Consider the following 14,606-nt stretch of genomic DNA (forward strand, 5'->3'; position numbering starts at 1 on the left):
CGGGTCGGCACCGGCCCGGAGGACCCGCCGGCCCGGCTCATCGACCTACCCCCGCCGACCGACGAGCCAGGCCCCCAACCCCCGCACGGGCCGATCATGGACTCGTGGTGCCCGGATTGGGGCGACTCAACCGCTTGGTCCCCCACCGCAACTCCATGATCGACGCGCATCGGCCGCAGTTGGGAGCATCGAGTGTTATCGATAACATTCGAAGTCGGCCGGTGTTGTGCCGCGACGGCTGGCGTTGGACTGCGGGGTCATGGGGCTCGGATGGGGCGGAAACCCGTTCTGTGGGTCCGATCATGCCGGGGGTGGCAAGGCTGTCGATGTTATCGCTGACATCCGCGCGCTGCGGCGGCTGGCCGCCGCCACCGTCGGGACGCGGGCGACGTGCCGGTCGGTATCGACGCGGCCGAGTCGCTTCCGCCTCCGCGTTCCGTTACGGAGCTGTTGCAGGTAGATGTCTTGACGAGGCTGGATGTGAGCGTTAACACTATCCCCGTTAACGGTGGAGGTGAACATGGAGCGTGTGGGCGGAGCTGCCGAAAGCTACGTCGTGGGTGTCGATTTCGGCACTCTCTCCGGGCGGGCCCTGGTGGTCCGGGTTTCTGACGGTGCCGAGCTCGGGACCGCAGTGCACGAGTACGGGGACGGGGTCATCAGCGAGACGCTGCCGGGAGGTCGGCCGCTGCCCCCGGACTGGGCGCTGCAGAATCCGGACGACTACCGCGACGTGCTGCGCCACGCCGTCCCGGCCGCGGTCGCCGCGGCGGGGGTGGACCCCGCGGCGGTGGTGGGCATCGGCATCGACTTCACCGCCTGCACCGTGCTCCCGACGCGCGCCGACGGCACCCCCCTCTGCGAGGACCCCGAGCTGCGGGACCGGCCGCACTCCTGGGTCAAGCTGTGGAAGCACCACGCGGCGCAGCCGCACGCCGACCGGATCAACGCGCTGGCCCACGAGCGTGCGGAGCCGTGGATCGGCCGGTACGGCGGCAAGATCTCCGCCGAGTGGCAGTACGCCAAGGGGCTGCAGATCCTCGAGGAGGACCCGGAGATCTACCACCGGGCCGAGCGGTTCATCGAGGCCGCCGACTGGATCGTCTGGCAGCTCAGCGGCACCGAGACCCGGAACGTCTGCACCGCCGGCTACAAGGGCATCCTGCAGGACGGGCAGTACCCGTCCGAGAGCTTCCTGACCGCGCTCAACCCCGACTTCGGTGACTTCGTGGCCAAGCTCGACGGCCCGCTGCTGCCGCTCGGCGCCCGGGCCGGCACGCTCACCGCCCGCGCCTCGGCCTGGACCGGCCTGCCGGAGGGGATCGCGGTGGCGGTCGGCAACGTCGACGCGCACGTGACCGCGGCCTCCGCGCAGGCCGTGCAGCCCGGTCGACTGGTCGCCATCATGGGCACGTCCACCTGCCACGTGGTCAACGGCGAGCACCCGGCCGAGGTCGCCGGGATGTGCGGCGTGGTCGACGGCGGCATCAGCCCGGGAGCGTGGGGCTACGAGGCCGGCCAGAGCGGCGTCGGCGACATCTTCGGCTGGTTCGTCGAGCACGGCGCACCCGCCGGGCTCGACTCGCACGAACGTCTCACCGAGCTGGCCGCCAGCCAGCCGGTCGGCGCGCACGGCCTGGTCGCGTTGGACTGGTGGAACGGCAACCGCTCGCTGCTGGTCAACCACGACCTGAGCGGGATGATCGTCGGGATGACGCTGGCCACCCGCCCGCAGGACGTCTACCGCGCGCTGCTGGAAGCCACCGCGTACGGCACCCGGATGATCATCGACGCGTTCGTCGAGGCCGGGGTGCCCGTCAACGACCTGGTGATCGCCGGCGGCCTCACCAACAACAAGCTGCTGATGCAGATCTACGCCGACGTGACCAAGCGTCCGCTGAACATCATCGCGTCCGCGCAGGGGCCGGCGCTCGGCTCGGCGATCCACGCCGCCGTCGCCGCCGGGGCGTACCCGTCGATCCACGAGGCGTCCCAGGCGATGGGGCGGGTGCACGAGGCCGTCTACACGCCGGACCCGGAGCGGGCCCGCGCCTACGACGCCCTGTACGCCGAGTACCGGGCGCTGCACGACCACTTCGGTCGCGGCGGCAACGACGTCATGCTCCGCCTCCGGGCGATCCGCAACGCGGCGGTAGAGGCCGCCGTAGCCACGCACGAGGCCCCGCTGGAGGTCGTCGCATGAACGCAGAGGTGAGCCGACAGATCGGTGAGCTGCGCGAGAAGGTTGCCCGCCTGCACGCCGAGTTGACCCGGTACAACCTGGTCGCCTGGACGTCCGGCAACGTCTCCGCGCGGGTCCCCGGTCAGGACCTCATGGTCATCAAGCCCAGCGGTGTGGGCTACGACGACCTCACAGCCGAGACGATGGTGGTCTGCGACCTCGACGGCGTCCTCGTCGAGGGCGATCTGGCGCCGTCCAGCGACACGGCCGCCCACGCCTACGTCTACCGCGCGATGCCCGAGGTCGGCGGCGTGGTGCACACGCACAGCTCGTACGCCAGCGCCTGGGCCGCCTGCGGCGAAGCGATTCCCTGCCACCTCACCGCGCAGGCTGACGAGTTCGGCGGGGAGATCCCGCTGGGTCCGTTCGCGCTGATCGGTGGCGACGACATCGGCAAGGGCATCGTCGCGACGCTCTCCGGGCACCGCTCGCCCGCCGTGCTCATGCGCAACCACGGCGTCTTCACCATCGGCCGGGACGCCCGGGCGGCGGTCAAGGCGGCGGTCATGTGCGAGGACGTGGCCCGTACCGCGTACCTGGCGCGCACCCTCGGGACGCCCGTGCCGATCGCGCCGGCCGACATCGACGCCCTCTACCACCGTTACCAGAACGTCTACGGCCAACAACCAGTCGCACCGGCGGGTTCCTGACCGTCTCCACCGGTCATCCGGCCCGCCGGTCTGCTCCACCGACGCACCAGCACGCACCACCCGCGTACGCCACCCTGCGCACCTCGGCGGCTCACGCGGTCCCCACCACACCCAGCCAAGGAGATCTGATGAGAAAGATGCGAACGCAGCGCGCTATCGCGGTCCTCGCCAGTGTGCTGCTCATCGGCGGCGTGGCGGCCTGCGGCAACAGCGACACCGGCGGCGGCGGGTCCAAGGACGACGGCAAGATCACCATGGGCTTCTCCCAGGTCGGCGCCGAGAGCGGGTGGCGTACGGCGAACACCACCTCGATCAAGGAGTCGGCTGCGGCGGCGGGCATCGAGCTCAAGTTCGACGACGCGCAGCAGAAGCAGGAGAACCAGATCAAGGCCATCCGTAACTACATCCAGCAGAAGGTGGACATCATCGCCTTCTCGCCGGTCGTGGAGTCCGGATGGGACACCGTGCTCAAGGAGGCCAAGGACGCCGGCATCCCGGTCATCCTGACCGACCGCTCGGTCGACTCGGCCGACAAGAGCCTCTACAAGACCTTCCTCGGCTCGGACTTCGTCAAGGAGGGCCGCCTGGCCGGCGAGTGGCTGGTCGAGCAGAAGAAGGGCGCCACGGGTCCGGTCAACATCGTCGAGCTGCAGGGCAACACCGGTGCCGCTCCGGCCAACGACCGCAAGAAGGGCTTCGGCGAGGCGATCGCCGCCAACCCGAACCTGAAGATCATCGCCTCGCAGCCGGGTGACTTCACCCGGGCGGGCGGCAAGCAGGTCATGGAGCAGTTCCTCAAGGCCAACCCGAAGATCGATGTGCTGTTCGCGCACAACGACGACATGGGTCTGGGTGCTCTCGAGGCCATCACCGCGGCCGGCAAGGTGCCGGGCAAGGACATCACCATCATCACGGTCGACGCCGTCAAGGACGGCATGCAGGCGCTCGCCGACGGGAAGTTCAACTTCATCGCGGAGTGCAGCCCGCTGCTCGGCCCACAGCTGATGGACCTGGCCAAGAAGATCCACGCGGGTGAGACGGTGCCGCCGCGGATCGAGACCGAGGAGACCACCTTCACCCAGGAGCAGGCCAAGGAGGCTCTGCCCAACCGCAAGTACTGATCGACGCAGGGGGTCGCCGCGCTCGCGTGGCGACCCCGCCGCGTCGCCCCGTTAACCCGAACGGACCGGGCATGACCCGCGACGTCCCGCGCCACGCCCGCCCGCGCCCATCGCCATGGGCCGGGCGGGCGCGGTGGGAGCGCAACGGCCCATCCGCGTCGACAACCCCCAGAAGAGGTCTGATGGGATGACGGATAGCCGTCCGGTCCTGACGATGACCGGGATCAGCAAGTCCTTCCCCGGGGTGCGTGCACTCCACGACGTGAACTTCCGGCTCTTCCCCGGCGAGGTGCACGCCCTGATGGGCGAGAACGGCGCCGGCAAGTCGACCCTCATCAAGGTGCTCACCGGCGTCTACGACACCGACGAGGGCACGATCACCCTCGGCGGTGAGTTGGTGTCCTTCAGCGGGCCGATGCAGGCGACGGCCGCCGGGGTGAGCACCGTCTACCAGGAGGTCAACCTCTGCACCAACCTCTCGGTGGCGGAGAACATCTTCATCGGGCGTGAGCCCCGCCTGTTCGGCGCCGTCCGCTGGGGCGAGGTCCGCCGCCGCGCCCGCGCGCTGCTGAGCCGCCTCGACCTCGATCTCGACGTCAGCGCGCCGCTGGGCTCGTACTCTCTGGCCATCCAGCAGATGGTCGCGATCGCCCGCGCGATCGACATCCAGGCCCGGGTGCTCATCCTGGACGAGCCGACGTCCAGCCTCGACGCCGGTGAGGTCGCGCAGTTGTTCCGCATCATGCGGCAGCTCCGCGACGAGGGCATCGCGATCCTGTTCGTGACGCACTTCCTCGACCAGGTCTACGAGATCGCCGACCGCATCACGGTGCTGCGCAACGGCGGGCTCGTCGGCGAGTACCCGACCGCCGAACTGCCCCAACTCGGCCTCGTCGAGAAGATGATCGGCAAGGAACTCGACGTCCTCGAGGGGATCGAGGAGCACTCCCGGCGCGACCTGGCCGCGATCGAGGAGGGCACCCCGCTGGTGGCGGTGTCGAAACTCGGCCGGGCGGGCGCGGTCGAGCCGTTCAGCCTGACCATCCACGCCGGTGAGGTGGTGGGCCTCGCCGGCCTGCTGGGCTCGGGGCGTACCGAGGTGGCGCGGCTGTTCTTCGGCGCCGACCGGGCCGACGGTGGGCAGGTCGCCATCGACGGCACGGCGAGCAGCCTGCGTACCCCCGCGCAGGCCATCGACCAGGGCGTCGGGTTCTGCTCGGAGAACCGCCGGGCCGAGGGCATCGTCCCCGACCTGTCGGTCCGCGAGAACATGATCCTCGCCATGCAGGCCGCCCGGGGCTGGCTGCGGCCCATCCCGCGCCGCCGTCAGGACGAGTTGGTCGACAAGTACGTCAAGGCGCTCAACATCCGTCCGGCGGACCCGGAGGTCCCGGTCCGCAACCTCTCCGGCGGCAACCAGCAGAAGGTGCTGCTGGCCCGCTGGCTGATCACCGAACCGCGGCTGTTGATCCTGGACGAGCCGACCCGCGGTATCGACATCGGCGCGAAGACCGAGATCCAGCGGCTCGTGGCGCAGCTGTCCGACGGCGGAATGGCGGTGCTGTTCATCTCGGCCGAGCTGGAGGAGGTGCTGCGCCTCAGCCACAAGGTGGCGGTCATGCGGGACCGGCAGATGGTCGCGCAGCTCGCCAACAACGAGGACCTCGACGCGGAGCGCATCATGCAGACGATCGCGAGTGGATCCCACCGGGAGGAGGCGGACCGATGAACGAGACGAAGGGCCGCTATCGGACGATCGTCGGTCACCGGCTGTTCTGGCCGGTCGCCGTACTGGTCGTCATGCTCGCGGCGAACACCATCTACCGGCCCGGGTTCCTGTCCATCGAACTCAAGGACGGGCACCTGTACGGCACGCCGATCGACATCCTGCGGCTGAGCGCGCCACTGATCCTCGTGGCGCTGGGCATGACGCTTGTCATCTCGACCGGAGGCATCGACCTGTCGGTCGGCTCCCTCTGCGCGATCAGCGGCGCGGTCGCCTGCATGTACATCAGCAAGCAGTCCGACCAGAACAGCCTCGCGGTGGTGCTGACCGCTCTCGCCATGGCGTTCGGGATCTCGCTGGTGCTCGGCGCCTGGAACGGGGTGCTGGTGGCGGTGATCGGGATCCAGCCGATCATCGCCACGCTGATCCTGATGGTGGCCGGTCGTGGCCTCGCCCAGCTCATCACCCAGGGGCAGATCATCACCATCAACTCGGGGCCGTTCCGGGCGATCGGGTTGGGCCACCTGCTGACCCTGCCGCTGGCCATCTTCATCGCGCTCGCCGCCGCCCTGCTGGTCGCCGCGTTCACCCGTCGTACCGCGCTCGGCATGATCGTCGAGTCGGTGGGTGGCAACGCCGAGGCGAGCCGACTGGCGGGCATCCGGTCCAACCGGGTCATCTTCCTGGTGTACGTGCTCAGCGCCGCCTGCGCGGCGATCGCCGGCTTCATGATGACGGCGAACGTGTCCAGCGCCGACGGCAACGCGGTCGGCCTCTGGGTGGAGCTGGACGCCATCCTCGCGGTCGTCATCGGTGGTACGTCCCTGGCCGGTGGCCGGTTCTACCTCAGCGGCACCATTCTCGGCGCGCTGATCATCCAGACCCTGACCACCACGGTGTACGCCATGAACATCTCACCGCAGACGTCGCTGCTGTTCAAAGCGGTGGTCGTCATCGCCGTCTGCCTCATCCAGGCGCCGGCCTTCCGCGCCCGGTTCAGCCGGCGCAGGAAGAGCGTCCCGCCGCCGCGCCCCGTCGCCGACAAGCCGAAGGAGCAGGTGCCGGCATGACCACCGGATCGCTCACCGTCCCCCGCCGGACCCGGTTCCGGCTGCCCCGGCGGCAGGTGCCGGTGCTGGCCACGCTCGCCCTGCTGCTGGTCATGTACGGCATCGGCGTGTCCCAGTACACGGCGTTCTCGAACGTGCAGGTCATCTTCAACGTCTTCATCGACAACGGCTTCCTGCTCGTCGTCGCGGTGGGCATGACCTTCGTGATCCTCACCGGTGGCATCGACCTGTCGGTCGGGTCCGTCGTGGCCATGACGGCGATGGTGTCGGCGTCGCTGTTGGAGAAGGGCCTGCCGGCGGCGCTCGTGCTCGTCATCGCGCTGCTCATCGGGCCGACGCTCGGCCTGTTGATGGGCTGCGTCATCCACTTCTTCGACATCCAGCCGTTCATCGTCACGCTCGCCGGGATGTTCTTCGCCCGGGGCATGTGCACGTTCATCTCGGACTCGTCCATCCCGATCACGGACGGTTTCTGGACCAGGATGTCGCAGGAGCGGATCGGTGACCCCCGGGGCAACTTCGTCTCGATCAGCGTGCTGATCGCCTTCGCCGTGGTGCTCGTCGCCGCGTACGTGCTGGCGTACACCCGCCTGGGGCGCAACGTGTACGCGATCGGCGGCAACCCGCAGTCGGCGCTGCTGATGGGCCTGCCGCTGGGGCGTACCCGGATCGCCGTCTACACGATCAGCGGGCTCTGCTCCGCGATCGGTGGGATCCTGCTGTCGTTCTACACCCTCTCCGGCGCGCCGCTGATCGCCGTCGGCATGGAGCTGGACGTCATCGCCGCCGTCGTCATCGGTGGCACGGTGCTCACCGGCGGCTCGGGTTACATTTTCGGCACCGTGCTCGGCGTGCTGGTCCTGGGTGTGATCCAGACCCTCATCACGTTCGACGGCAGCCTCAACTCCTGGTGGACCAAGATCGTGATTGGCGGCCTGCTCTTCGCGTTCATCCTCCTGCAGCGACTCATCGGAATCCGTTACAAGTGACCGCCCCTCTCGCGGAAGGCAACCCCATGGCACCACACCCCGAACCCGAGATCTGGTTCCTCACCGGCAGCCAAGGCATGTACGGCGAGGAGACGCTCCGGCAGGTCGCCGAGCAGTCCCGCCAGATCGCGGCCACGCTCGACGACTCGCCGCAGATTCCCGCCCGGGTGGTCTGGAAGCCCGTCCTGACCAACAGCGGTGAGATCCTGCAGGTCTGCCGGGAGGCCGCCGCCCAGGGCGCGATCGGGGTCATCGCCTGGATGCACACGTTCTCGCCGGCGAAGATGTGGATCGCCGGACTGGACGCGTTGCAGACGCCGCTGCTGCACCTGCACACCCAGTCGAACGTCCTGCTGCCGTGGGACGACATCGACATGGACTTCATGAACCTGAACCAGGCGGCGCACGGCGACCGCGAGTTCGGGTACATCCAGACCCGGCTCGGTGTGGCCCGCAAGACCGTCGCGGGTCACGTCAGCGACCCGCGGGTGACCGCCCGGGTCGGCGCCTGGGCCCGCGCGGCGACCGGCTGGTCGGCGATGCGGTCGCTGCGCCTCGCCCGCTTCGGCGACAACATGCGCGACGTCGCGGTGACCGAGGGCGACAAGGTCGAGGCGGAGCTGCGCTTCGGGGTGTCGGTCAACACCTACGGCGTCAACGACCTGGTCGAGGTGGTCGGCCAGGTCGCCGACGCCGACGTGGACGAGCTGGTCAAGGAGTACGGCGACACCTACCGCGTGGGCGCCGAGCTGCTTCCCGGTGGTGAGCGGCACGACTCGCTGCGCTACGCCGCCCGCCTGGAGTTGGGTATGCGTGCCTTCCTGGAGGCCGGTGGGTTCCGGGCGTTCACCACGAACTTCGAGGACCTCGGCGGCCTGCGTCAGCTCCCCGGCATCGCCGTGCAGCGGCTGATGGCGGACGGCTACGGCTTCGGCGGCGAGGGCGACTGGAAGACGTCGGTCCTCGTGCACACCGTCAAGGCGATGTCGGTGGGGGTCCCGGGCGGTACGTCGTTCATGGAGGACTACACCTACGACCTCACGCCGGGCCAGGAGCTGGTGCTCGGCGCGCACATGCTCGAGGTCTGCCCGACCATCGCGTCCGACGTGCCCAACGTCGAGATCCACCCGCTGAGCATCGGTGGGCGCGAGGACCCGGTACGGCTGGTGTTCGACGCCGCGCCCGGTCCCGCGGTGGTGCTGGGGCTGGCCGACATGGGGGAGCGGTTCCGGCTCGTGGCCAACGAGATCGACGTCGTGTCGCCGCCGCAGCCGCTGCGCCGGCTGCCGGTCGCCCGCGCCGTCTGGCGGCCGCGACCGGACCTGCCGGTCTCCGCCGAGTCCTGGATCACCGCCGGCGCCCCGCACCACACGGTGCTGTCGCAGGCGGTGGGCGCCGAGGAGCTGCACGACCTGGCCGAGATGAGCCGGACCGAGCTCGTCGTCATCGACGCCGAGACCACCACGCGCCGCTTCGCCGACGAGATCCGCTGGAACCAGGCCTACTACCGGCTGGCCCGGGGCTTCTGACCTGCGTCGAAGCCGTGCGCCCGCCGCCGAGCGGGACGCGACGGCCCAGACCGTGAAACGGGTGGTCCATCCCTGCCTGCGGGCCGGGGTGGGCCACCCGTTCGTGTCTGCGCCCGGGCTCTGTCGCGCGCACCAGCAGGCCCGCGAGCCGGTTGTGTTACGCCTTGACTAAGAGCATGTTATCGCTCACAGTCTATAGTCAACGTGGTCGATGTCGTCGCCTGGTCCGGCCGTGCGCGCGTCCTAACCCCTCGTCATCGGCATCGTGCTGCCGAGGCGCACGGGGCGCGCTGTTAGCGATCACATGGCCGGGCGTGGTCAGCTCGGTGCCCCGCCCGGTGCCGCGGACGCCGGCCCAGACCGCACGGTTCGCGTCAGCAGAGGAGGATCATGCTTTCCATCGGTCGGGTTCCCCGGGGTGCGCCACGCCGGCGCAACTGGCTGTCGAGATTGGCCGTCGCCGCGACGGCCCTGGTGGTCGGTGGCGCGGCCGTGGCGGTGGCCGCGGCACCCGCGTCGGCGGCCACGGTCGACACGAGCGCGTGGTACGTGCTGGTGAACCGCAACAGTGGCAAGGCGTTGGATGTCTACAACCTGGCCACGAACGACGGTGCGCGGATCACGCAGTGGACGCGTAACAACGGTAACCAGCAGCAGTGGCAGTTCGTGGACTCGGGCGGTGGTTACTATCGGGTCAAGTCGCGGTTGTCGGGCAAGGTGTTGGACGTGTCCGGCCGGTCGACCGCCAATGGTGGGGCGATCGTGCAGTGGTCCGACAACGGTGGGACCAACCAGCAGTTCCGCCTCGCCGACTCCGACGGCGGTTATGTGCGGTTGATCAACCGCAACAGCAACAAGGTCATGGAGGTGCAGGGCGCCTCGACGGCCGACGGTGGCAACATCGTGCAGTACGACGACTGGAACGGCACCAACCAGCAGTGGCAGTTCGTCCGTGTCGACGGCGGGGGCAACCCGACCACGCCGCCACCGACCACGCCACCCCCCACCACGCCGCCCCCGTCGAACGGCACGTTCTCGAACCCGGCCATCTGGCAGGACTTCGCCGACGTCGACATCATCCGGGTGGACAACGTCTACTACCTGACGTCGTCCACCATGCACTACTCGCCAGGCGCTCCGGTGCTGCGCTCGTACGACCTGGTGAACTGGGAGTACGCCGGGCACGCCGTGCCCCGGCTCGACTTCGGCTCGAAGTACGACATGAGCGGTGGCAACGCGTACGTCGACGGGATCTGGGCATCGACGTTGAACTACCGGCCGAGCAACCGGACCTACTACTGGGCCGGGTGCATCGACTTCGCGCAGACGCACATCTACACCGCGTCGGCCGTCGACGGGACCTGGAGCAAGCACACCACCATCCCCAACTGCTACTACGACGCCGGCATGCTGATCGACGACAACGACACCATGTACGTGGCGTACGGCAACACCACGATCAGCGTCGCGCAGCTCTCCGCCGACGGGAAGTCCCAGGTACGCGCCCAGCAGGTGTACCAGACCCCGTCGAGCATCGGCACGCTGGAGGGCGCCCGGTTCTACAAGCGCAACGGGGCCTACTACATCTGGCTCACCCGGCCGGCCAACGGCCAGTACGTGCTGAAGTCGACCAACGGACCGTTCGGCCCGTACGAGCAGCGTCAGGTGCTGCTCAACCTGCCCGGTCCCATCTCGGGCGGCGGCGTGCCGCACCAGGGTGGTCTCGTGCAGACCCAGAACGGCGACTGGTACTACATGTCGTTCGTCGACGCGTACCCCGGTGGTCGGATGCCGGCCCTGGCGCCGATCACCTGGACCAGCGACGGCTGGCCGGTGCTGCAGACCGTCAACGGCGCCTGGGGCAGCACCTACCCGAAGCCGAACCTGCCCGCTCCGCCGCGTGCGGTGAAGCCGCTGACCGGCACCGACACGTTCGCCGGCACCACTCTCGGTCCGCAGTGGGAGTGGAACCACAACCCGGACAACAGCCGGTGGTCGGTCAACAACGGGCTGACCCTGCAGACCGCCACGGTGACCGGGGACCTGTACGCGGCGCGGAACACGCTGACCCACCGCATCCAGGGCCCCACCTCCACCGCCACCATCGAACTGGACTACTCCACGATGCGCGACGGTGACCGCACCGGCCTGGCGGTGCTGCGCAACTCGTCCGCCTGGATCGGCATCAAACGGGACAACGGGTCGACCCGGCTGGTGATGCAGAACGGTCTCACGATGGACGGCAACTGGAACACCACCAGCACCGGCAGCGAGGCGGCGAGCACCGCCATCTCCGGTGGTCGGATCTGGTTGCGCGCCAACGCCGACATCAGACCGGGCTCGGGCCGGCAGGCACGCTTCTCGTACAGCACGGACGGCGTGAACTTCACGTCGTTCGGCAACGCCCTGACGCTGGCGAACAACTGGCAGTTCTTCATGGGCTACCGGTTCGCCATCTTCAACCACGCCACCCAGTCGCTCGGCGGCGCGGTAACCGTCCGCCGATTCGACCTGACCACACCGTGACGACGGTCACACAGGCAGTTATCTGACCGCGTCGCGACCGCACCACCCGCGCCGCCGGTCAGACCCGCCGCCGCCCTGTTCCCCGCTCTGTCCAGGAGCGTGGAGCGGGGCGGCGGCCCGTTGTGTGCCGCCTCCGTCGGCGGGCGACGGCGTGGGTGGCGAGCGGGCCGCGAGGGCCACCCGGCACGCGTCGTGTCGTTCGTGCTCAGCGGTGCCGTGTTCGATGGAATGGCTGGCGTAGACTGTCGGCGATCCAGCGCTGGTCACCTGCGATTCAGCACCGGCGTGGTGGCTGAGCGAGGGGGATCGGGCCGGGCCGCTCCAGTCAACGTCGACGGGCCGCGGGTCGGGTTGAAGGCGGGGGGAGTGAAATGGCCGTCCACGGTCCCGCGATGACAGATGTCGCTCGTCTGGCCGGTGTCTCCCACCAGACCGTGTCGCGGGTGCTCAACGGGCACCCCAACGTGCGTGAGCAGACCCGGCTGCGGGTACGGGCGGCGATCGCCGAACTCGGCTACCGCCCGAACGGCGCCGCGCGCGCCCTGGTGACCGGCCGGTCCCAGGTCATCGGTGTGGTGGCCCAGAACACGACCCTCTACGGTCCGGCGTCGCTGTTGGCCGCGCTGGAGCAGACCGCCGCGGCGGAGGGCTTCGCCGTCAGCGTCGGCAGCGTGCGCGACCTGGACCACCGGTCCATCTCGGCCGCCGTCGAGCGGCACCTGGCGCACCGGGTCGCCGGCATCGTGGTCATCGCTCCGGTCGAGTCGGCCGGCGAGGCGTTGGAGCGCCTGCCCAAGGACGTTCCACTGGTGACGGTCGACGGCGACCCGCACCGACCGGTGCCGTTGGTGACGGTCGACCAGGTGGCGGGCGCGCGGGCGGTGACACAGCATCTCCTCGACGCCGGCCACCGCACGGTGTGGCACGTGTCCGGGCCGTCCGACTGGTTCGACAGCGCCGGTCGTATCGAGGGCTGGCGGGAGGCGCTGCTGGCCGCGGGGGTCGAGCCGCCGCCCCTGATGCACGGGGACTGGTCGGCGGCGTCGGGCTACCGGTGCGGGCAGATGCTCGCCCGGATGCCGGAGGTCACCGCCATCTTCACGGCCAACGACCACCTCGCCCTGGGTGTGCTGCGGGCGCTGCACGAGTTCGGGCGCAAGGTGCCGGCCGAGATCAGCGTCGTGGGTTTCGACGACGTGCCGGAAGCGGCGTACTTCATTCCGCCGTTGACCACCGTACGACCGGACTTCGACGCGGTGGCGCGGGCGAGCCTGCAGATGTTGCTGACCCAGATCGAGTCGGGCAACGGCGGGGGAGCGCTGCGCCAGACCATCGCGCCGACCCTGGTCGCCCGGGACAGCGTCGCCCCGCCGGGGCGCTGACCCGCGATGCCTCCGACCTGCGGCATTCGATCAACCGTCGGTAGGGGTTGCGCGAGGTCGTGCGGGTGGGGAAGTCTCCGTTACGAGACCGTGACACCGGTATTTCGGATCAAGTGTTGACGTGCCCTATGTGAGCGCTAACACTACCCGAAAGATGACACAGGTGGCCCCGGCGGTCGGCGGGGGAATCGGGAGAGGAGACGCCCGTGAGCAGGAAATTCCTGGTTGCTCTCGGTAGCGCGGCGCTGGCGCTGAGCCTGGCGGCGTGCAGTGGTGGAGGTGCCGGCAGCGGCGGCGACACCAGCGACAAGAAGCCGGGGGACCTGACGATCGGCGTCGCGATGCCGACGCAGACCTCGGAGCGGTGGATCGCCGACGGCAACGCGGTGAAGTCGAAGCTGGAGTCCAAGGGTTACAAGGTCGACCTGCAGTACGCGGGCGACGACATCCCGACCCAGTCGCAGCAGGTCGACCAGATGATCACCCAGGGCGCGGACGTCCTGATCATCGCGGCCATCGACGGCACGGCCCTCAGCGGTCAGCTTCAGGCCGCCGCCGACGCGAAGATCCCGGTCATCTCGTACGACCGGCTCATCCGCGGCAGCAAGAACGTCGACTTCTACGTCAGCTTCGACAACTACAAGGTCGGCGTGGCGCAGGCCACCGCCCTCCTGGTCGGGCTCGGCCTGCAGAACAAGGACGGCTCGAAGGGCACGGCCAAGGGCCCGTTCAACATCGAGCTGTTCGCCGGCTCGCTCGACGACAACAACACGCAGTACTTCTTCGGCGGCGCGATGGACACCCTCAAGCCGTTCCTGGACGCGGGCACGCTGAAGGTGAAGTCGAAGCAGACCACCAAGGAGCAGGTGGCCACCCTGCGCTGGCAGCAGGAGACCGCGCAGAAGCGGATGGAGGACCTGCTCACCTCCAGCTACAACGACGGCTCGGTCGTCGACGGGGTCCTGTCGCCGTACGACGGCATCTCCCGGGGCATCATCACCGCCCTGCAGAACGCGGGCTACAGCGCCACCGGCAAGAAGAAGCTGCCCGTGGTGACCGGCCAGGACGCCGAGATCGCCTCGATCAAGCTGATCAACGACGGCGTGCAGAACTCGACCGTCTTCAAGGACACCCGCCTGCTGGCCGACCAGGCCGCGAACGCCGCCGAGGCGTTCCTGCAGGACAAGACCCCGCAGGCCAACGACACCGAGACGTACAACAACGGCGTCAAGGTCGTCCCGTCGTACCTGCTGCCGATCGCGACCGTCTACAAGGACGACATCAAGGCGACGCTGATCGACTCCGGCTACTGGACGGCGGAAGAGGTCGCCGCCGGTCAGGCCAAGAAGTAGGTCACCTCGTCGGGCTCGG

Annotated in this window: 10 protein-coding genes; all 10 read left to right on the forward strand. The window is 69.2% G+C overall.

Translation table 11 applies throughout. The features are described 5' to 3' along the window. The first annotated feature begins 520 nt into the window (after positions 1-520). The 10 genes from araB to chvE all read left to right on the forward strand — a co-directional run bounded on the left by araB (position 521) and on the right by chvE (position 14,587). The gene (gene araB, locus ACN263_RS08405) at positions 521-2,203 is read left to right on the forward strand and encodes a ribulokinase (RefSeq protein ID WP_422739244.1); all 1,683 of its coding nucleotides are present in this window, start codon (positions 521-523) and stop codon (positions 2,201-2,203) included. Further along, positions 2,200-2,892 (forward strand): L-ribulose-5-phosphate 4-epimerase, encoded by a 693-nt coding sequence (locus ACN263_RS08410; protein WP_422739245.1) that lies wholly within the window; start codon positions 2,200-2,202, stop codon positions 2,890-2,892. The genes araB and ACN263_RS08410 overlap by 4 nt, the downstream gene beginning before the upstream one ends. Positions 2,893-3,020: 128 nt before the next feature. Next, positions 3,021-4,013 (forward strand): ABC transporter substrate-binding protein, encoded by a 993-nt coding sequence (locus ACN263_RS08415; protein ID WP_422739246.1) that lies wholly within the window; start codon positions 3,021-3,023, stop codon positions 4,011-4,013. Positions 4,014-4,200: 187 nt separating this feature from the next. Further along, entirely contained in the window at positions 4,201-5,742 is a 1,542-nt protein-coding gene (locus tag ACN263_RS08420; RefSeq protein WP_422739247.1) for a sugar ABC transporter ATP-binding protein, read from the forward strand. Further along, on the forward strand, positions 5,739-6,809 hold the full coding sequence (locus ACN263_RS08425; protein ID WP_422739248.1) for an ABC transporter permease: 1,071 nt from the start codon (positions 5,739-5,741) through the stop codon (positions 6,807-6,809). Before ACN263_RS08420 ends, ACN263_RS08425 begins: the two co-directional genes overlap by 4 nt. Then, positions 6,806-7,798 (forward strand): galactofuranose ABC transporter, permease protein YjfF, encoded by a 993-nt coding sequence (gene yjfF, locus ACN263_RS08430; protein ID WP_422739249.1) that lies wholly within the window; start codon positions 6,806-6,808, stop codon positions 7,796-7,798. The genes ACN263_RS08425 and yjfF overlap by 4 nt, the downstream gene beginning before the upstream one ends. A 26-nt stretch (positions 7,799-7,824) precedes the next feature. Continuing rightward, a complete protein-coding gene (araA, locus tag ACN263_RS08435; RefSeq protein WP_422739250.1) occupies positions 7,825-9,327 on the forward strand; it encodes an L-arabinose isomerase in 1,503 nt (500 codons plus the stop codon). A gap of 390 nt (positions 9,328-9,717) precedes the next feature. Further along, positions 9,718-11,853 (forward strand): family 43 glycosylhydrolase, encoded by a 2,136-nt coding sequence (locus ACN263_RS08440; RefSeq protein WP_422739251.1) that lies wholly within the window; start codon positions 9,718-9,720, stop codon positions 11,851-11,853. Between the two features lie 392 nt (positions 11,854-12,245). Then, positions 12,246-13,235 carry a LacI family DNA-binding transcriptional regulator gene (locus ACN263_RS08445; protein WP_422739252.1) on the forward strand — a complete coding sequence of 330 codons (990 nt, stop codon included), beginning with the start codon at positions 12,246-12,248 and terminating at the stop codon, positions 13,233-13,235. A 206-nt stretch (positions 13,236-13,441) separates the two neighbouring features. After that, positions 13,442-14,587 (forward strand): multiple monosaccharide ABC transporter substrate-binding protein, encoded by a 1,146-nt coding sequence (gene chvE / locus ACN263_RS08450; RefSeq protein WP_422739253.1) that lies wholly within the window; start codon positions 13,442-13,444, stop codon positions 14,585-14,587. Positions 14,588-14,606: the final 19 nt, after the last annotated feature.

Origin of the sequence: Micromonospora sp. WMMD729 (assembly GCF_049315225.1) — a bacterium.
Taxonomy (GTDB): domain Bacteria; phylum Actinomycetota; class Actinomycetes; order Mycobacteriales; family Micromonosporaceae; genus Micromonospora.